Origin of the sequence: Colwellia sp. RSH04, from assembly GCF_003545765.1 — a bacterium.
Taxonomy (GTDB): Bacteria; Pseudomonadota; Gammaproteobacteria; order Enterobacterales; family Alteromonadaceae; genus Colwellia.
In genome coordinates, this window is the sequence record NZ_QXIO01000015.1 from 33,386 (window position 1) to 52,888 (window position 19,503).

Consider the following 19,503-nt stretch of genomic DNA (forward strand, 5'->3'; position numbering starts at 1 on the left):
TTAGCAATAGGACTTTGTGCAATCATTAACATGGCTTGGCATCAATCGATTGGATAAACAATAAAGTGGTCTGTAACCACCCGTGATGGTGACTTTCTGCTCTGCATAATTTCATTTAGCAGGCTAAGGTCTTTAACGGACATAGGTAGCGCTGCTTCTTCTGGCTGATAGGTCGTTGCCATTTCATAATCTTGTCCTGCCGTATTCTTCATTTCAATATGCGTACCCATTAGTGCCGATATGACATTATTTTGCGCAAAATCAGTTAGCCGAGCTATGCTATTACGGAATGCTTCCCAGTCTTTCACATACAAGCGACCCGGATAAAGACTATCGCCTGTAAGAAGCCACTTGGTTTCACTGTCATATACTGCTATTGTATCTGATTTGTGTCCTGGTAGTGCAATAATAGTGAGATTGCGATTCCCTAATTCAACATTAGCGTGAACGTTCGGCCATTTCTCGTCGTGCAATCTAAATGCTTGTTGGACCGACTCCAAGTTCGGCTTGATCAGCAATACATCAGGTTGATTTAGAAACTGACTATCACCTGCAATGTGATCTCCGTGCCCATGTGAATGAGCAACTAACCAAGATAAATTGTCGTAAATCGGCCTTCTTCGTTCAGCCAACTTATTGACGATGGATTCAATGGTTCGAAACAATGGAAATGTAACTGGATCTGATGTCGCTCCAGTATCGAGTACAAAAACCTTGTTTTTACCGAATAATAGGTAAATAAAGGGGGCTTCGTAGTGGCTACATTTGCTTTGCCTGAGTATATAGGTTGTATCTGAAAACTGATAAACTTCTATGGACGGATCACTATTACTCTCACAAATTGGTGAACCGTGAATCCAAGTGTGTTGTGAAAGTTTAGCCATTCGTTTATCAAAATCGCTCTCTCTTGCTAATGAATTGTCCGAAGAAAATAAAGCAATTGAAAGCAGTACAAGTATTAGCTTCATTTGGCAAAATCCCTTATTTCAAAGTACAACACTTCCATCGACTGACATTGCTTTATTTTAGAATACAACGTGCCAATGTCAGGCACTGATTCGGACTGATTCACTAAGTTATTAGCAAGGCATTGATGACCAAACACGATTGCGTCAAACGATGGCGCAGTTTGAATAAGATGGATAAGCAGTTGCTTGTTATCTGGTCCTGTATCCAAAACATGCCACTCTATTGGATTTGGTTTTCCAGCGGTACGCAAAGTTGTTAGTGGCCGCTTGTATATTTGACGGACAAATGTGAAGTTTTTGTCCTTCAGCCATTTCTCACCACCTCGCTCAAAGTGACCAAGGTAAAACTGAGTTTCTATCTCAAAAGATTGACCGTCGATAAGTGTGTTTAAGTCAAACGTTGCTGGCAGCAGCGTTATCATGTTTTCCGCATAGTGCGCGTGTGTCGTTTTATTTGTTTGCGTTAAGTGTTCCAGCAATTGCTGCCGATGTGTACTTTCTACTTCATAAACAAGTTGGTAATCGTGAGGCGCTTGATATAAAGGTAAGTGACTGGCAAAGAGACGCTTGCCATTAGTAAACAACACCATGCCATGAAAACCTACTCGTGTATGTTTTTTATGTAGGTCATGTTTATTAAGGGAAGTTTGTGCATCTAAAGTCATGCTTGTTAATATTAACAATGTGAAAAGGATGTACGTTATGTTTTTCATGGCTGGTACACTTAATACGTTATTATACAACACGAACTATTGCCTTTCCGATGTTTTGCCCTTCAAATAATCCAGCCAATGTATCGGGCAGATATTCAAAACCGCAGACTTCTGTGGACTTGAACTCTATTTCACCCGCTTTGACCCAAGGGGCAACATGCTCGATCATTTCTGCCATGCGGTGAGTAAAATCACGTGCCAATATTCCATGCACAGAAACTCGTTTATACAAAAGCTGATGTAAAAAGCGAGGGCCCACTTCTGGGGTATCCAGACCGCCGTTGTATTGTGAAATTTGGCCGCAAATAACAACACGTGCCCTCAGATTCAGACTGGTCAACGCTGCATCTGTTATCATGCCTCCGACATTATCAAAATACACGTCGACACCCAATGTTTTTAACCATTCACATTTTTCTTCAGATCCCGCAATACCGACCACACGGCATCCAGCTTTTATAGCAAACTGAGTTACGAGCGAGCCAACGGCGCCTGCGGCACCAGATACGAGTACAGTTTCACCGGGTTTGGGTTTGCCAGCCTCCATTAATCCAAACCACGCAGTTCTGCCTGGCATACCCAAGATCCCCAGTGCAGTTTTTATATCTGCTTGCTCGGGATCGAGAGTTTGTAATTCATTGCCGTGCACAACAGCATGAGTTTGCCAGCCAATATATCCGGTTACCCAGTCTCCGGGTTGGAAGTTGTCATTGTTTGATTCAAGTACTTTAGCTACAACCACAGCACCCTGCACAGTGTTTAAAGGGTGAGGTGGTTCCCATGAGTGTGTTGCTGCTTGCTGGATCCGCATGTAAGGGTCAACAGAAATGTATTCAGATTTTATCAGTACCTCATTTTTGGACAATTGGGGACTAAAATCAGACTCTCTGAGTTCATAGTGCTCTCTGCCTACAAATTCATTAGGTCGTTTTACGTAAAACCATTGCTTCAACTGATAACTGCACATTTCTATCGCACCTCTTGTATTTAATGTGCGAAATTGTTGCATGTAACTTATGTCCTGATAAGTTATAGTTTTTCCATTTATGATTCCAATTTGGAAATAAAGAGTTGAAAATGGATACCGAAGATTTAAAGAAATTTCTAATTGTTGCTGAGACATCAAATTTACAAACAGCATCTGAACAGCTCAACATTACAGCAGGAGCGCTTTCAAAAACTATTAAGCGCATCGAAACCAAGCTCAACATACGACTTTTTGACAGGATTGGCCGAAACATTCGGCTCAATCAACACGGTGAGAAATTCCGACACTATGCATCACATTTGGTGCATGAAGCAGAGCAGGCTATTAGTGAGTTTAGTGGCGATAGGAATAAAACATTGGTGAAGATGGCCGGGCCTTCGTTATTACTACAGCACTATATTCCCAAACTTACCCTTGGGTTAAACAAAGAACATTATGATTACAGTTTAGAGTCGGTTTGGGAAGGCCGTGCCATTGCGCAGGTAAATACGGGGCAGGCACATTTAGCTTTGGTAACTAGGTTTGCACTAGAAGAAAGTTCCCACAGTGAGGACCTTTCGAGCATTCACCTTGGTACTTCTAAGTTTAAAGTCGTGGCAGCAGTTCAGCACCCTTTACTCAAACGCTTTCCCGATGGAGAGGTCACTGTTGATCAGTTGCGTGAATTCGGTTTTGCTTGTCCGAGTGTATCGCCCTTTTGTGGTATCAAAAGAGGCATTGGCTCAGACGGCTGGCGCGACGATAAAGTTCCTCGTACTATCAGCTATCGGTGTTCCGAGTTTAGTGTGCTTATGTCTCTGGTTAACAATGGGGTTGCACTTGCGTATGTGCCAGACTTTGTTGCCCGTAATGCAGGTTTAGTGATTATCGATGTGGTGGGGTGTGATCACATGTGTGAAGAGCAAATAGAATTGATCTATAAACCAAGCCTAGCAGATGGTTGGTTACACCGGTTTACAGGTTCTATCGCGATTGACGAGCAATAAGTAGGGTTATTCAGTCTTTTCTTTAAATTCACGCAAGTCTACACTTATACAACTACCATACTTTGGCTTCCTTGCTGTGCATACATAACGACCGTGAAGGATAAGCCAATGGTGAACACCCACTTTAAACTCTTTAGGCACTATTTTTTAGAGCTTTTTTCTACTTCAAAAACGTTCTTACCCATGGCAAATTTAGTGTGGTTTGATTGGCGATCGATATGGGTGTCCACGGCTATTGTCGGTCAGCCAAAAGATAAATAAAGTAGATTTGCAAAACTAAATAAGTGTTACACATCAACTATGGAGTAATAAACATTTGAGTGTATTTTTCTTATAGATACTGATGGATATTTAAATCCAATAAAGTGGAATGATTACTGTAAGCGTCCGGGCAAAAACACATTCTTCTAACTAATTTTCCATCGTAAAGTTGCTCCAAGTTAATTGATAGGAGCAACATATGATCCGTAAAACATTTGATGATTGGAAAACCTTGGTTGAAAAACAAATAGCCAGCGGTTTGTCTGTGCCTCAGTTTTGTAACCAGCATAACTTAAACCCTAAGTATTTTTATGCTCGAAAATCGAAGGTTGTTCATGCAACGGAGCATACGGGGTTTATTCAGGCCCAAGTTATTACCCAACAATCAACACGCCTTGAAACGATGCCTGCGCAAAACATTACACTCATCACCGATTCGGGAAAATTGTCACTCCCTAGGGACACATCAGCTCAGTTTATTGTTGAATTACTTAGTGGCTTAGCTTCATGAAGATGTTTTCTTCAGTACCAGCGGTGTTTCTTTATCGTGACTTTGTCGATTTTAGAAAGTCGATAAACGGTTTAGCGACCATCGTTGAGCAACAAATGGAACGCTCGCCTTTATCCGGCAGTGTCTTTGTGTTTTGCAATAAAGGCCGCGACAAACTGAAAGTATTGTACTGGGATAACACCGGTTTTGCCTTGTGGTATAAACGTCTGGAAAAAGACAAATTCAAGTGGCCAACAACCTTGAATAGACAATCGATGAACTTACCCGAGCAACAACTGCATTGGCTATTTGACGGCTTTGATGTGCTTGGCCATCAAGCCATTAGCTATCAATCGGTCGCCTTATAACGGGTGATCATAAGCAGCATTTATCGATCACCAAATAATCTAAGTCAGACCAACAAGTTAGCCAATATTTTTGATAAAATAACGGCATGATTGAAGATGTTAACTCGCTACCGGATGATCCGGCCTTATTGAAAAAATTGCTTGCTAAGCAAGCAGCTCGACTGATGTTTTTAGAGGAGCAATTTCGCCTTGCCCAGCAGCAACGCTTTGGCGCGAGCAGTGAAAATCATCCAGCACAGGGAGATTTATTTAATGAAGCCGAAGCTGAGCTTGATGTTGTTGAAGAAGCGCGTGAGCCGCCGGTCACCACAGCAAAGAAAAAGCCCGTTCGAAAAAAACTGCCCGCAGACTTACAGCGTGAAACTAGCATTCATGATATTGAAGACAAAACCTGTGGATGCTGTGGTCATGAATTACATCAGATGGGCGATGAGCGCAGCGAAAAATTGGAGTTCATTCCAGCTCAAGTCAAAGTGATTGAACATGTACGCTTAAAGTACAGTTGTCGTACGTGTGAAAAGAAAGGCACGTCAACTCAGATAAAAATAGCCTCTGTACCACCAAGTCCTATTCCCAAAGGGATCGCAACCGCAACATTGCTCAGTCAAATCATCACCAGTAAATATCAGTATGCACTACCACTTTACCGCCAAGAGAGCCTATTTAAGCAATATGGCATTGAGCTGAGCCGTAAAACCATGGCGGACTGGGTGATGAAAAGTGCGGATTTATTCAAACCGCTTTATGCACGATTGCAGACTATATTATTGCAACAAGGCGTTATTCAAGCGGATGAAACGACGCTGAAAGTGATTAATGAAGATAAAGTAAAAAGCTATATGTGGCTGTATTGCACAGGGACAGATTCGCCGAATAAAAGTGATACCCCAAATATTGTTTTGTACGACTACCAAGCTGGTAGGGCTGGGCAGTGCGCGGTTGATTATCTCGATGGTTTTACGGGATACCTGCAAGTGGATGGTTATGCCGGTTATGAAAAAACATCAGCCACCCTTGTGGGTTGTTGGGCGCATGCACGCCGCAAATTTATCGAGGCACAAACCGCGCAAGCCAAAGGTAAAATAGGCAAAGCCGATATGGCGCTCAGCATGATACAAAAGCTATACCGGATAGAAATCAGCCTTAAAGATAAAGACGCCAGTGAAAAGTATCAGCTACGTCAGGTAAAGGCTAAAGCGCAGCTTGAACAGTTTTATAAGTGGATAGAAAAAGCCAACGTACCACCGAAAAGTGCGCTAGGAAAAGCCATACAATATTGTATAAACCAATGGCATAAACTGACCCGCTACGTTGAAGATGGCAACCTAGCCATTGATAATAATCGTGCAGAGCGCGCGGTAAAGCCCTTCGTAATTGGCCGAAAAAACTGGTTGTTCTCAAACACAGCTAATGGCGCGCGCGCCAGTGCAATGCTGTACTCGTTAATTGAAACCGCGAAGGCTAATGGCTTAACGCCATTTGACTATATTGCTCATTGTCTTGAGCAGCTAAGCCATGAACAAACGGATGTAAAAAAACTACTTCCTTGGAATATTAAACTTAGCTAAGTGTCGATTGCCGGACGCTTACTGATTACTCATAATCTATCCATAGGTTTTTTATAAACGTAAGAATAAAGTTGCTGTTTTTAAATCATGTAACCATAAATCTTTAATGACAGGTGTTATTGAGAGAATCAGAAGGAGCGCCATAATCATGTTAACTCTTTTAATATATTTACTACGGGTAAAATGTTTTTTTAAAAAGGCCCCAAAAAACACCCAAATACCAACACATATTGGTCCCGCTATCAAAAATGTAGAGGTAAGCAGCAGTATTTGACTAATGTATGAATTGCCAACTGTAGTATATGTTGACACTGCACTTACGCATATTATCCATGCTTTTGCATTTACCCATTGAAGTAGTAGGCCTTTAGAAAAACTTAATGGTTTATCGTATTTGAAATTTTTGTTCCCCTCCCCACTGTTGGCTACGACAAACGCTAAATAGAGTAAATAAACGATACCGATAATTTTTATGCAAATTGTCAGTTGAGGGAACAAAGAAAATACTTGTCCAAATCCAAGACCAACGATAAACAGCATAATGGAAAAGCCGATGCTAATTCCCCATAACAAAGGCAAACTCTTTCTTGCGCCAAAACTAACAGCAGAAGCCATTGCCATAATAGTATTTGGTCCAGGTGTAACAGATGCAGAGATTGAAAAGATAACCACGGAGATTAAATATTCCATAAAAGCTTCTATTAGTCCTATATTATCAATTACATGTTATATCTGAGGTTAGAAACGGGTTAGGTGATTTTTCCATCACTAACATAATAAGCGATGAGGCCTAGGGAGTTGATCAATCCATGAGCAATGATCAATGGGAATAATTTTCGACCACAATATAGATATACCAATGCGAAAATTACAGCCACAATGCCAGTGCTAATAATCCCTGGTATACCTTGGGATATATGAAGCATGCCGAAAATAGTAGCGTGAACTAGAACCGCTGAAATGACACCGGCTTTTCTTTCTCCAAATAACGACATCAGGCTATTCAATAAAAAACCGCGCATTAATAGCTCCTCACCTATCGCTGCACCAATCCAAATTACAACCAGCAAATATATAGCTAAATACAAAGGATTACCTAATAAGAACTCAAACCTATCAGTAGAGCTTTTGGGGATAGTGACATCAAGGGCACTTGAGATAATTGGTACCACCGTAGCCATAAATATTAGCACTAGCACCACGACTAGAATTGAAATGCCTATAGATTTGAACCAATTTTTTCCATCAGAAGGTAAGTTAAAGCCGCGGCTTTTCCACGTGATGTTTTGTTTCTTCATAAAGAACGTTGCGACAAATATTCCACACCACATAGCGATTGAACCCGCACCAATAGCACCTAATCTGTCAGCGATGTCTTTAACGAGTAACATTGCGCCTAATACAACAACCACTTCAAAAATTGTTTGTTGTTTCGAAGTTAATTTTATCATTATTTAATTTTTCCTAATATTGCCGAGTTTTAGCTTTTCGATGGTATTTTATTGGCCTATTAAAATAATGGTTTTGTCTTTATTTTTTAAATGATAATATTTCATTTATTTATTAATAAAAGAGATAAATAGTTTCCTATGGCATTACATCCATCAACGTTAACTTGTCTTCAAGTGTTTAGCGCAATAGTTGAAGAAGGAGGTTTCAGTAAAGCATCCAAGCGATTAGGTTTGACGCAAAGTGCAGTAAGTCATCGAATAAAGCAATTGGAAGAAATCACAGGTGTAAGTCTTATTAATAGAACAACAAGATATATGAAAGTGACAGATGTTGGCCAACGTTTATATAATCAGTCTCGATTAAATCTAGTTGAACTAGAGCGAACATTATCCAGTCTGAAGAGCATATCTGAGGCTCCGTTAAGTTTAACCACTATATCGTCATTAGCGACCAAGTGGTTGTTACCTAAACTCAGTGAGTACAACCAAAAACACCCTAATCAGCCATTATCGGTACTGACTGACGACAAAATTATCGACTTAGATTATGAAGGCATCGATGCCGCAATACGACTAACCGATATTAACGACCCTACTCTGCATATGTCCTTTATTTGTGATGAATGGGTTTTTCCTGTAGCAAGTAATGCTATAGCTAAAGATGAAAATATTATTGCTCATCCAAAGCAGTTATTCGATTTTCCTTGGCTACTAGATGTTATAGCTGAAAAAGGAAGTGATGAAAGCTCTTGGAAAGGTTGGCTCAGCAACCAAGCACTTAGTTTTCCTGATAATCATAAAAAGCAAAGCTTTAACCGATCTGACATTGCACTTCAGGCTGCGGCGGCGGGGCAAGGGGTTGCCATCGCTAGAGCGAGTTTAGTTGAAACAGATATGCTGGAAATGAAACTTTTTAAACAAGTAGGACGTGCAGTAAAGATGAAATATTCATATTATTTTGTATGTTCTCATGAAAAGGCAGATCATCCTGTGATAGTCAACCTGAGAGATTGGATATCAAAAGAACTAAAGGCATCTGTTAGCAGAGTTAAGCAGCAACTTATTTATTAAAAACATTGCACGTGAACTAAAGTGTCTAATGAACTAGGGGGAGGTAATTGGCATGAGTGTAAATGAGATAGCATTTAATCGTCAAATAAGTTGGCATTATAACTTAATTAAAGTTAACTTGTGCTTAGGCTGATATTTGAAATAAAAGGGTTTCCCCAAAAGATCCCTGATGAAAACACTTAAGAATATGAGGCTTGTCGATTACTAACAAAAATAAATACTTTAAATATCTATGTCATTTATTCTACAAATAGTCCTAGCACTTCTCATTTTATCTTGGTTATCCATTTATTTAGCTGAAAAACGTAATATTTTTCGAATTTGGATAACTCCCGTTAAACAACGATTGAATGAATTTTATTTCGGGTTCGTGTTAATGGGAACACTTAGCCTGTTGACTCAGCTTTTATTTACTCTTATTCATGGCACTAATTGGACAATTTCTGATGAGCTGACAATCAGTAAATTCTTATATTCAAGCGCTTATGATTTTAGCTCAGTAGTCTTTGAAGAATTATTGTTTCGCGGTGTTTTACTCTACCTTTTGATTGCATACTTAAATGAGCACAAGGCTATAGCTATTTCTGCAATAGCATTTGGTATTTATCATTGGTTTACCTATGGCATTTGGGGCAATCTCTTAGGAATGACTCTCGTAATCATCACAACAGGGTTTATGGGATACGTTTTTGCCAAAGCTTACAGTAAAACTAACTCAGTCATGCTCCCAATAGGGCTGCACATTGGCTGGAATTGGATTAATAATAGCGTATTTTCAAATGGCCCCAATGGGAATGTATTTTTATTACCAAATCAAACTTTCGCGATGGAAGGATATATAGGCCTTTTTTCATTTCTGTGGTTTTTAATTATTCCAGCAACGGTTTTGTTCTTATTAAACATGAATGTACTGGGCGCATTTAGGTCAAAAATTTAATTTAATACAGCAAGGTGACTTCACAATAATAAGTGTTTCAATACAATAAAATAAAAACTATAACTTGAGCTTTCAAACTAATGCCCACAGTCAAAGCGCTGGCTTTCAAACTTCCGTTGAGCGCTCAAAACAAACCTACGACTAGTCTGTTTTCTCTTTAAACTCTGCTAGTACCACTTTCATCAGCTTTTGTTCTACCTCAACCACGTTTTTACCCATGGCAAGCTTAGTATGATTGGAAATACGGTAAATATGCGTATCTACGGCGATGGTAGGCCAGCCAAATGATGAGAAAAGTAGATATTGTAGGTGTTATTAATGTATCGTTTGTGCAGTGCCATAATTTGACTGTGACTATGACTATTGCATCTGTGTCGATTCAGTGAGTTCAAGCGGTTTTTCGCACTCAAAATTCAATTAAGATTCATTTTGTTTATGATATTTAAAATCTTGACTAGCGTCTATGGATGTTAACTTGCCTATCAGTAAAAGGCAAAATACATCTATGGGTCGATCAAATTTTGGTGTATTTCTGTGTAGTCTTAGATTACCCATAAGTCATCCCATAAGATATAACCTAAACGCCCTAATTCCATTGTAACAATAAAGGGATGCAGAAACACTTTACGTCATAAGAACAAGTACCCCAAAAATAGTATATTTTTAAGTTTATGGAATATTATTGTACGTCGAATTTCGAATTCGACGCATAAATACCTTTCTTATCTGCCAATATACGGCTTTTACTGTGTATTGTAGTATTAAGGGATCACATATGAATTTAAATACTAAAGGCAGATTGGCAGGCATTTTATATTTGCTACTCGTAATAACAGGCATATTCAACTTGAAGTATGTACCAACTGAATTAATAGTTTGGAGCGATGCAGCTTTAACGCTGAGCAATATCTCATCATCGGAGTTTCTTTATCGATCAGGTATTGTTGCCGGAATTCTAAGTTATGTTATTTATCTATTATTACCGCTCATTTTTTTCGATATTTTTAAAGATGTCAATCGACGCCTCGCGTTATTAATGGTTGCCTTTTCTGTAGTAAGCGTTCCTATTTCTCTATTTAACATGGTGGATAAAGTAAATGTTTTAACTTTACTAAGTGACGCTAATTTTTTGAGTTCGTTAAGTACCGAACAAATTCAAACGAAAGTCATGCTTTTACTTAGATCCTATAACAATGGAATATCTGTCGTTCAAATTTTCTGGGGGTTATGGTTATTCCCCTTAGGATATTTAATTTTTAAATCTGCGTACATCCCAAAACTTTTGGGTGTTTTACTTATGTTTGGATGCTTTGGTTATTTGACTCTATTTTTCCAGCATTTTCTCTTTCCTGAGGTTGAACTCCCAGCATTTGTTTCATTGCCTGCTTCTTTAGGCGAACTTGGTACTTGTTTGTGGCTTTTAATCATGGGGATAACAGATCGTTCTGTTCAACCAAGGTCTCAAATTCTGAAATAAATTCACTAGCAGTTTTCATGTTAAACTTGATGGATTGCTGAAAACAATATTATAATTAAATTAAGCTGAAATTGGAGATGCACAATCCTTTGCTAAAACTGGCTTTTAGATTGGGTTGTTCTTAATTGAGGGGGCTATTTTTGAGTCAACTCTATGAAAGTCTGGCTTTTCTTTCAACAGCTATTGATTGAATAAGCTATTAAATTTCCAACTGTTGCTTACGATACTGACCGGGTGTAAAGCCAGTAAACTCTTTAAATGCTCGTGTGAATGGAGCGGCGGAAGCAAAACCACTTTCAATTCCAACGACAAGTACAGGCCAGTCAACTTTATCAGGTGCAATCAATATGGTTTTAGCATGTTCAATACGCATTTGGTTTACGTAGTGGTTAAAGTTTTTAGCATTAAAATGGTTGAGCATTACAGATCGGATACGATATTCGGGGACGTTCAATTCACGAGCGATGTCAGCAACTCGTAAACTCGATTCCAAATAACGTTTTTCATCAACCAGAATCGTGTGGATTTTTTGGGCAAGTTCGGGTTCCTCTTGTGCAGAGGGGGCTGTGTTCTGTTCTTTTTGATCAAGTTGCTGTTGGCGGAAGAGAATTAATCCATGAGTACTGATTAGCATGACTAAAAATGCGAAAGCCGATAGCCAGTCTCGCCCAGCGTCAGCTAATAGAGTAGTTGGAAGTGACGCTCCTATTAACATCACGCTGATAACGCAAAAAATGAATGAGGATAGGTAAATAGAAGCTATTTTCCGTTGTATTGAAGTTGTACTATGTAAAACTCTATAACCTTCCCAGAAAATAAGAATGAGCATGCCAGGATACAATATTGCAATTATTTCAGTTAAAACGTCTGATAGCACCGGTAGCCAAACTGAATTGACTAACCATGTTTTTTTAGAAAAGAGTAAAAGATGATGTAATATCAAGCATGCTGAAAGTAAGCCTACCAAAAGCAGGTGATGCTTATTAATAGGATTGTTTTTTCGAAAAAATGAACGCGCAAATAACCAGTATCCACTAGAAATGCCAACCCCCAATAGGCCTATTAAATGGTGATAAGGATCCCAATAGTGACTGGTTGCTTTATGTACAAGATACATGGAGGTGGATGCACAAAAAATCGCAAACATGAAGTGCAACAGATGCCTTTCTTTTAGGCGAAAATGAAAGATGGCTAATGTAAGACTTAGCAAGACTATAATTAATTGGGCTAGATGTAACAGTTCCAACTTTTACTCCCTTTGTTTCTGACGCTATTTTACAGTAACTCAGTTCTTTTTCTATAATCTTCTTGTTTTTGTTCATTTTCGTGTATCGATTTTGAAATTTGATGCTCCTTAAGCCCCTAGACATGCGAGTATTGAAGCGAAATTTGAACAATAAGGTTATTGCTATGAACAGTAAATCGGTCACAAATAACGACAGTGTTATTGCAAGTGAAAGTATTAATAACGAAGACAATTTAACGCAAAATAACGCGCCATTAGTACCACTATGGCAAACTTGGGGACTTCGAGTATTTTTTGCGGGATTAGTGTTTGTCATTGGTAAATGGCAGTTGATGTCTATTTTACAGGGGCCTTTTGAGTGGACATCATGGCGAGGTGTGGGGCATTCACTTTTATTTACACTTGCTTTATTGGCTATCGGCGGCATGTTTCGCCCAATAGCGTTTCTACCTATTATGCTATTTGAAATCGTTTGGAAAGTAGTTTGGTTGGCTGCTGTCGCACTGCCACTATGGATGGCAGGTGAGCCAATTCCGGGTGTTGTAAGTGTAAAAGGATCGCTAATCGGGGTTGGTTTAATCATTATTTGTGTCCCTTGGAAATACGTTTGGTGGAGATATTTTTCACAACCTATTGAGCCATGGAGACGCAAAAAACAGGTGAGTAATAAAAAGTAAAAATTAAACAGTGATTAAGGCTGAGTAGGAGAGTCCATTGTTGTCAAGTGGATTACTTACTTTGTCCGCCCCCCCTTAGAGTGAAGTTCGCTTATTGCTTGAAGTAGCATAACGAAAATATAATGCCTTAAATCCGTCTATTGTTGTTCCAACAACTCTGAACGGACTTAAGGCTGCTCTGTTTTATCCTTGAACTCACACAAGTCTTTAATAATACATCACCACAGCGTGGTTTACGTGCAACACAAGTATAGCGACCGTGAAGAATAAGCCAGTGGTGTACGTCTACTTTAAATTTTTTTGGCACGATTTTTTTGTATAGGGACATACTTATATCTGCTGGTACATAGAACATTGCGTCTATTTTTCCGACTTGCTCTAAATTTGGTGAACCGTTACTACCTAAATAATAACCATTAAAATATACCGAACCTGCTGCCTTGCCCGAAATATAGACACTATGAGGTTTTGTGTTTTTTTACGTACTTTCAGGAACATTAACCGTCATCTTTATCCAAAAAGCGGTATTTTGAGGATCTATTTGTGCTGCGTTTATTGTTTTACAATCTGGCTCCATAAAACTAGGCATTTCACTTGAAGGTGAAGTTATAGGACAGATTATAACTGGGTCGATTTAATAGACACGCAGAGACTGCGAAAAACTGTATCCTGAATACATGTACAGGATGAAACAGAGTTGAGATAGAAGAATACCTATAGTTATGGCAAATACTTTATTAAAAATTAATCACTCTTGCCCAACCGTATATTGATTATTTTAGACCGTTAAACGAAATAGAATGAAAATAACACGCCGTTCATAGAATTTTACGTGTGCTTATTGTCAGCCTAGATAACAATGGCGACATTGAAACTTGAAGGAAGAGACATGAATATTAAAAAGCTCACTATTTATTTGATGTCGTTAATAACAACATTAATTTCATTTAGTACAATCGCAGCCAAGAGCTTTGGCGATGAAAAAGAAATTCAATTTAAAGTGGTCATCCAGAGCGGCGTCACGACGATTTTACCGTTCAGCGCGACTTCGATTCTGGGTCATAGCGCACTACACACGTGTTCTTTGACCCTATCGATTTCATTGGCAAACTAGCTGTTCTCATTCCGCCGCCAAGACTATACATTGCTGACCTTATTCATCTTTACCTCAGAGAAAGCATACTCAAAAGCTTTGAAATCGACACTAATTCGCCTTCGCTCCAATGTGCAAAAATTTGGTCACATTTTTGCGATACTGTCAGATGTGCATTGTTAAAAATCTCCATACCAGAGTCAGTTAGTTTTACCAAACTGACTCTGGCATCTTTGAGATTACTCTGTTTAACAATTAAGCCTGATTTTTCCATTGGAAGAAGAATTCTAGTTATACCTGATGCTGATTTACCTAACGAATCAGCAAGATCAATTCTTCTCACGGTATATTCGTGTGCATTCGATAAGTCATTGAGCACCATATACTCCGTTAGACCAATTCCGTGTATTGCTCCAAGGGTGCCGTCTAGCTTCTTAGAGAGCAACGAGTTTGCCGTATTAATTGATAACAACAGACTTACTCTGTGTTCGTTTATTTCCATAGTGTTATTTTCCGTAGTGACTTTTGCAAGTGGTCTCTTAATATTTTCCATCAGAAAGCATTATACTTCCACAATGCTTGATATATCAAGTATTGTGGAAGTATAATGCTTGAATGTAAAGGATACTGAAAAGACCTAAATGAAAATTATCTTAATTACCGGACCAATAGCCGCCGGAAAAACAACTTATGCGATCCGGCTAGCAAGTGAGCTTAGCGCAATACGGTTTTCTATTGATGCCTGGATGACTACCTTATTCAGCGAAGATAACCTTGAAAACGATTTTTTGGCAATCATGGCTAGAGTCGACAGGTGTCATAATCAAATATGGAGCGTTGCGCTGCAGGCGCTAGATAAAAATCTGAGCGTTATATTGGATTTGGGGTTTACTACCGTTGAACAACGTTCAAAATTTATAAACTTAGCTTTGTCACTTGGCATAACACCTGAGCTTCACTATCTGCAACTTTCGCCAAAGGCAAGGTGGCAAAGGGTTGTGCAGCGAAATAACGATAAACATCCAGACGTGTTCTTTTTTGAAATATCTCAAGAAATGTTTGATTTTATGGAGCCAAAGTTTGAACCGCCTATTCTGACTGAGTGTGACAATTTTAAAATCATTGATGCAAGCAGCTGTTAATTTTTACAATTCACTGTTTGAAAAAGCCAAGCCATTACAATTACTGGAAACAGACCGTATGACTTTTTGGTAATTCGACCACTTTGATGAAGAAGAAGCGACCAATGGTAATGACACTATTATTGGCTTTGATGTCGGCTCAGCTGAGGCTGCAAAACAGTTCTGTAACAAGCTATTGCCTTAGATGGCACTTGTGAAGGAGAGCTGAGTCAAAAGGTCCGCGCTTCACAGGATATGTGAGAGGTTTAGATAATAATAAATTGTGCTTTTTGTATAAAATTCAACAACTATAAAGGAGTACGCTTTGGTGGGCCCCGAACTAAATGATTAAAAAACCGTTTACTTAATTGAGCTTTCAGTATTTATAAAAGATTACTGAATTGCTATTATTTTTTATATATTTTATCCCGAATTATTAACCATGCCGCCAATTATCAATTTCAACTCTCTTCTGTTATTCCTTGCTGCTGGGCAGGGAGTAATATTTGCTATTTTGCTATATTTTCGCAGCAAAAAAAGTAGAGAAATTAACATTCACTTATCTATTATATTAATTGCTTTTAGTATTGAGGTTTTTCAAAAGTTTTTAATAGACACCAACTATATATTTCAATTTCCGCTATTGGTAGGTGCTAACCTCCCATTTGATGCTTGTATTGGTATCGCGCTTTATTGGTATGTAAGACAATTGACTCACCCTGAAAGAAATAATCACCAGCAAACTGTATTTAAGCATTACGCTATATTCTTTCTCTGTTTCACCTTATCCATTCCATATTGGTTGATGGACTTCGATGCCAAACTTGCGTTAATGGAAAATGGCGTAATCTCCACACAATGGTCAAACATGGTTTTTTATAGTTTGGGTGCTCAAACATTTATTAAAATTATCAGTTTCTCTGCCTATGTCTTTCTAAGTATCAAAATGCTAGTCGCACATAAAAAGCGTGTTAAGAACGTATTCTCATATCGAGAACGTGTCACATTAATTTGGCTAACAAACATGTTATGGCTATTCTTATTTGGCTTAGTTAAAGGCGTGTTGGGGTTAGTTTTCTTTCAAGAATCGGAAGACGCGACGTCCATGATGGGCTTTATGGAGTATTTTTCGGTTGTTGTGATTTTTTATATCGGCATCATGGGCATGATGCAACCTAGAATATATCGACGTACTGAACGTTCTTACATCAATGAATTAAAAGCTAATGAAATAAATAATGAGTCAGCATCGCTGTCTAACAACCCCAAAAATATATTAACAACAGAAAGCAAAGCCGTCTCGACACCGTCAAAAAATAAGTACCTTAAATCAGCGCTTTCTAATGATGATATGACGCGAATTGCTAAAAAACTTGATTCATTAATGCTTACTACGCCCATGTATTTAGATGCCAATTTAAGTATGCCTCAGTTAGCGGATGCATTATCGGTTTCTCCCAACTATTTATCGCAAACACTAAGTTTTATATATGAGATGAGCTTTTTTGATTTCATTAATATTCAGCGAATTGATTTTGCTAAAAAACAATTACTTGACCCGGCACTCAGTCAAAAAAGTGTTGTTGAAGTAGCGATAGACTCAGCCTTTAATTCACGGTCTGCTTTTTATTCAGCGTTTAAAAAACACGTAGGTAAGACACCACTCCAATATAAAAAGCTCCATAAAAACGCTTTGTCCGCCAATTAGTAAGAAGGTGCTTTATTCTGTAGACAGTATTCTATTGTCCTTTCCTGAAGGAAAAGACAATAATTCGTGAAGAAATAACTTAGTAAAATTAGTTAGGTAGTGAGTTTTAGCTGTAGTGGGTGGCTGTACTTGTCCTCACCTGCTTATCAATACACCTTCATTTTATTTTTTATACATAATGTTTTTAGACTTAAGCGTGTGAGGTTCAAATACTTCAGTATTTTATATTTACCTCAATCAGATTTAGCTAGGAAAATTATTAATTTTAAAAGATTAATCACTACCTCTGTTACAACTTCATTGTTAGTAATACTGCCAAACTCATTTGTTCACGCTGACGACAGTTGGAGCAATAGAGTATCAATTTTGTTTGGTCAGAAACATTTACAAAAGGATATTTTCGATGAGAAAAAACACTCAGCTTTTGGTATTGGATTTGATATAAAAAAGCAAGATTGGCCTGTAAGTATCGCCATTGATTTAGTTGGTTCTGGCAAAGAAACCAATAATGCCAACGGTGGATCAGATGTCGCTACAGGAGAACTACACCTTGGTATACGAAAGCATTGGTTATTTAATAATATCGAACCTTATATTGGCGGCGGGGCAAACCTTTCAGTGACCGAAATCACCAATTTTAGTGGTGATAGCATCGGAAAACAAGACGATGATGGGATAGCTTATTGGGTATCAACAGGTATAAGTTGGAAGTTTGATAATAACATCGTAGTTGGTGCTGATATTCGATACAGTGACGCAAAAGCGGAATTGTTTAATTCTGCTATCAAAACGAGTGGTGTGTATTCTATGGTTACCGTTGGTTATCAGTTTTAGTAAATAAACGGACTGTTACAGTTTTTCAATTCTGGAACCTTTATTAGTAAATGTAGGTTTTTCTCATAACGAGGAAAAGCGTTGAACTAATCTTTGGTGTTGCAAGTATTAATAACTGATTCCGTAAATGTGAATGTGGTGATGTATGGCTAGAGAGAGAATTAAAAGTAAGTATTTCTCAAACAGAGGTTTTTTGGCTAAAAGAGCGCTTGATTTCACTTTTATATGGCTCGCAATATCATTCAATAACTTTTCAAATAAATGCTCTACGTTTGTCACCTGCTATTAATGATTACCGAGATTATTAATCCCGGTAGTAATACATCTTTATAGGGAAATGATATGGGTATAAAAACAAGAATATTTGAACTGTTTGTTGGGTGGGGGCGCTTTCGAGCTAAACTTATGCGCAAAAGCCTTACAACTGATGAAGGAGAAATAGCTTATTTGGAAGGTGGTAATGGCCACTCTTTAGTTCTATTACATGGTTTTGGTGCTGATAAAGACAGCTGGAACCTGCTGGCTAAAAATCTTACTTGTCATTTTCATGTCATTGCTATCGATATACCTGGATTTGGCGAAAGTTTTAGCCCTGTCGTTGGATTTGATATTGACAAGCAGGTTGTTAGGGTGGCTGCTTTTTTAAAACAAAAAAATATACGTAATTTCACTGTGCTAGGAAACTCTTATGGTGGTTACATTTCGGCTATATTAACATCACGTTTTCCTGATATTATTAAAAACTGTATATTAATAAGCCCACTGGGTATCGAAAGTGCGCCCTTGACGACTATGTTTAAAGATGTGGTTAATGGTGCTTCTTCTCTATTATTGCCAACAAACCTAAACGAATTTAGGCGTCTGCTAAATAAATGCTTTTATAAAGCACCATTTATTCCTGAATTTGCTGAAAAGGAAATGTTAGAACGTAATCTTTCAAGAAGCAGCTTGCATCATAAATTATTCTACCAGACGCATTTGATAATTAATGGGCAACTGAATTTCGATTATGCATTGGAGGGGCTTCTTAATGAGATAACAATACCCATTCATGTGATTTGGGGGGATAGTGATGCGGTTTTATCTGATGAAGGTTTGGAAGTACTATTAGGTTTAGATAATAAATTCATTACCTTAGAGCGTCTAGAAAATGTAGGCCATTTGCCTCAATTTGAAGTACCTAACTATTTGTCGGATTTGGTTATAGACACAGTTCAAAGTATCACAATTTCCCGAATTTAAATGGAAAACAGTGTAGCTTAAAAATACAATAGACAGCGTTCAGTTGCGGTTTCATTAAGTTAATCAGGTTGAGACTAAGCATTAAATGTTAACTATAACTCCCTAGGGGATCGTGGGATTTGTATTAAGGGTGCTACTAAGATCTTAAGTCATTGCAATATTGTTCTATTTTTAAATAAGTAGAAATGGGACTATTACTATTAAATATCACTCTGCAATAAAAATATAATAAGACTTTAAACTAGGATAAATAACAGTTGTCAAATTTTAACCAATATATTTTTTGCCTCTTAACGAGTAGTAA

20 protein-coding genes and 3 pseudogenes are annotated in these 19,503 nt (G+C 38.2%); 13 read left to right on the forward strand and 10 right to left on the reverse strand.

All coding sequences use genetic code 11. The annotated features are described in order from the left end of the window. Positions 1 to 41: 41 nt before the first annotated feature. The 3 genes from D1094_RS17165 to D1094_RS17175 are packed head-to-tail and all read right to left on the reverse strand — an operon-like array spanning position 42 to position 2,690. Positions 42 to 968 (reverse strand): MBL fold metallo-hydrolase, encoded by a 927-nt coding sequence (locus tag D1094_RS17165; protein ID WP_118961335.1) that lies wholly within the window; start codon positions 966 to 968, stop codon positions 42 to 44. Beyond that, on the reverse strand, positions 965 to 1,681 hold the full coding sequence (locus tag D1094_RS17170; RefSeq protein ID WP_147361098.1) for a hypothetical protein: 717 nt from the start codon (positions 1,679 to 1,681) through the stop codon (positions 965 to 967). Before D1094_RS17170 ends, D1094_RS17165 begins: the two co-directional genes overlap by 4 nt. A 22-nt stretch (positions 1,682 to 1,703) precedes the next feature. Further along, entirely contained in the window at positions 1,704 to 2,690 is a 987-nt protein-coding gene (locus tag D1094_RS17175) for an NADP-dependent oxidoreductase (protein WP_220452571.1), read from the reverse strand. Positions 2,691 to 2,758: 68 nt separating this feature from the next. Between D1094_RS17175 and D1094_RS17180 the strand changes: the two genes are divergently transcribed. Then, entirely contained in the window at positions 2,759 to 3,655 is an 897-nt protein-coding gene (locus D1094_RS17180; RefSeq protein ID WP_118961337.1) for a LysR family transcriptional regulator, read from the forward strand. A gap of 6 nt (positions 3,656 to 3,661) precedes the next feature. Here the strand turns inward: D1094_RS17180 and D1094_RS19015 are convergent. Continuing rightward, positions 3,662 to 3,897 (reverse strand): annotated as a pseudogene (locus D1094_RS19015) (endonuclease III); the annotation flags it as partial. Positions 3,898 to 4,115: 218 nt separating this feature from the next. On the opposite strand from D1094_RS19015, the gene tnpA reads away from it, so the two are divergent. From tnpA to tnpC, 3 genes are all read left to right on the forward strand, one after another. Then, a complete protein-coding gene (gene tnpA, locus D1094_RS17190; RefSeq protein ID WP_118961338.1) occupies positions 4,116 to 4,427 on the forward strand; it encodes an IS66 family insertion sequence element accessory protein TnpA in 312 nt (103 codons plus the stop codon). After that, complete coding sequence (gene tnpB, locus D1094_RS17195; protein WP_118961339.1) at positions 4,424 to 4,774, forward strand: IS66 family insertion sequence element accessory protein TnpB; 351 nt, start codon at positions 4,424 to 4,426, stop codon at positions 4,772 to 4,774. The genes tnpA and tnpB overlap by 4 nt, the downstream gene beginning before the upstream one ends. Before the next feature lie 86 nt (positions 4,775 to 4,860). Beyond that, positions 4,861 to 6,342: an IS66 family transposase gene (gene tnpC, locus D1094_RS17200; RefSeq protein ID WP_118961340.1), complete on the forward strand. Its 1,482-nt coding sequence runs from the start codon at positions 4,861 to 4,863 to the stop codon at positions 6,340 to 6,342. A gap of 51 nt (positions 6,343 to 6,393) precedes the next feature. Here the strand turns inward: tnpC and D1094_RS17205 are convergent, their stop codons facing one another. Together D1094_RS17205 and D1094_RS17210 are read right to left on the reverse strand one after the other, a co-directional pair. Beyond that, complete coding sequence (locus D1094_RS17205) at positions 6,394 to 7,032, reverse strand: LysE family translocator (RefSeq protein WP_118961341.1); 639 nt, start codon at positions 7,030 to 7,032, stop codon at positions 6,394 to 6,396. 59 nt (positions 7,033 to 7,091) lie between these two features. After that, positions 7,092 to 7,793: a CPBP family intramembrane glutamic endopeptidase gene (locus D1094_RS17210; RefSeq protein WP_118961342.1), complete on the reverse strand. Its 702-nt coding sequence runs from the start codon at positions 7,791 to 7,793 to the stop codon at positions 7,092 to 7,094. Positions 7,794 to 7,931: 138 nt separating this feature from the next. Here D1094_RS17210 and D1094_RS17215 point away from each other — a divergent pair, with 138 nt between their 5' ends. Continuing rightward, a complete protein-coding gene (locus D1094_RS17215) occupies positions 7,932 to 8,864 on the forward strand; it encodes a LysR substrate-binding domain-containing protein (RefSeq protein WP_118961343.1) in 933 nt (310 codons plus the stop codon). Between the two features lie 376 nt (positions 8,865 to 9,240). Next, complete coding sequence (locus D1094_RS17220; RefSeq protein WP_182440233.1) at positions 9,241 to 9,801, forward strand: CPBP family intramembrane glutamic endopeptidase; 561 nt, start codon at positions 9,241 to 9,243, stop codon at positions 9,799 to 9,801. A gap of 156 nt (positions 9,802 to 9,957) precedes the next feature. On the opposite strand, the pseudogene D1094_RS19020 reads toward D1094_RS17220, so the two are convergent. Then, positions 9,958 to 10,101: pseudogene (locus tag D1094_RS19020) on the reverse strand (endonuclease III); the annotation flags it as partial. A 475-nt stretch (positions 10,102 to 10,576) separates the two neighbouring features. On the opposite strand from D1094_RS19020, the gene D1094_RS17230 reads away from it, so the two are divergent. Beyond that, positions 10,577 to 11,278, forward strand: coding sequence for a DUF4386 domain-containing protein (locus D1094_RS17230; RefSeq protein WP_118961345.1), 702 nt, complete (start codon positions 10,577 to 10,579; stop codon positions 11,276 to 11,278). 199 nt (positions 11,279 to 11,477) lie between these two features. On the opposite strand, the gene D1094_RS17235 is transcribed toward D1094_RS17230, so the two are convergent. Beyond that, positions 11,478 to 12,524, reverse strand: a complete 1,047-nt coding sequence (locus D1094_RS17235) for an AraC family transcriptional regulator (protein WP_147361099.1) — start codon at positions 12,522 to 12,524, stop codon at positions 11,478 to 11,480. Positions 12,525 to 12,688: 164 nt separating this feature from the next. Here D1094_RS17235 and D1094_RS17240 point away from each other — a divergent pair, with 164 nt between their 5' ends. Further along, a complete protein-coding gene (locus tag D1094_RS17240; protein ID WP_118961347.1) occupies positions 12,689 to 13,201 on the forward strand; it encodes a hypothetical protein in 513 nt (170 codons plus the stop codon). A gap of 167 nt (positions 13,202 to 13,368) precedes the next feature. Here the strand turns inward: D1094_RS17240 and D1094_RS19025 are convergent. Next, positions 13,369 to 13,514 (reverse strand): annotated as a pseudogene (locus D1094_RS19025) (endonuclease III); the annotation flags it as partial. A 576-nt stretch (positions 13,515 to 14,090) separates the two neighbouring features. Between D1094_RS19025 and D1094_RS17250 the strand changes: the two are divergent. Further along, positions 14,091 to 14,315, forward strand: a complete 225-nt coding sequence (locus D1094_RS17250; protein WP_118961348.1) for a hypothetical protein — start codon at positions 14,091 to 14,093, stop codon at positions 14,313 to 14,315. A 49-nt stretch (positions 14,316 to 14,364) separates the two neighbouring features. Here the strand turns inward: D1094_RS17250 and D1094_RS17255 are convergent, their stop codons facing one another. Continuing rightward, positions 14,365 to 14,847, reverse strand: coding sequence for a MarR family winged helix-turn-helix transcriptional regulator (locus D1094_RS17255; RefSeq protein ID WP_118961349.1), 483 nt, complete (start codon positions 14,845 to 14,847; stop codon positions 14,365 to 14,367). 88 nt (positions 14,848 to 14,935) lie between these two features. Here D1094_RS17255 and D1094_RS17260 point away from each other — a divergent pair, with 88 nt between their 5' ends. The 4 genes from D1094_RS17260 to D1094_RS17280 all read left to right on the forward strand — a co-directional run bounded on the left by D1094_RS17260 (position 14,936) and on the right by D1094_RS17280 (position 19,199). Continuing rightward, a complete protein-coding gene (locus D1094_RS17260) occupies positions 14,936 to 15,436 on the forward strand; it encodes an ATP-binding protein (RefSeq protein ID WP_118961350.1) in 501 nt (166 codons plus the stop codon). Positions 15,437 to 15,857: 421 nt separating this feature from the next. Continuing rightward, positions 15,858 to 17,123, forward strand: coding sequence for an AraC family transcriptional regulator (locus D1094_RS17270; RefSeq protein ID WP_118961351.1), 1,266 nt, complete (start codon positions 15,858 to 15,860; stop codon positions 17,121 to 17,123). A 198-nt stretch (positions 17,124 to 17,321) separates the two neighbouring features. Further along, positions 17,322 to 17,957, forward strand: coding sequence for an outer membrane protein (locus D1094_RS17275; RefSeq protein ID WP_182440234.1), 636 nt, complete (start codon positions 17,322 to 17,324; stop codon positions 17,955 to 17,957). Between the two features lie 342 nt (positions 17,958 to 18,299). Continuing rightward, positions 18,300 to 19,199, forward strand: a complete 900-nt coding sequence (locus D1094_RS17280) for an alpha/beta fold hydrolase (protein ID WP_118961353.1) — start codon at positions 18,300 to 18,302, stop codon at positions 19,197 to 19,199. Positions 19,200 to 19,503: the final 304 nt, after the last annotated feature.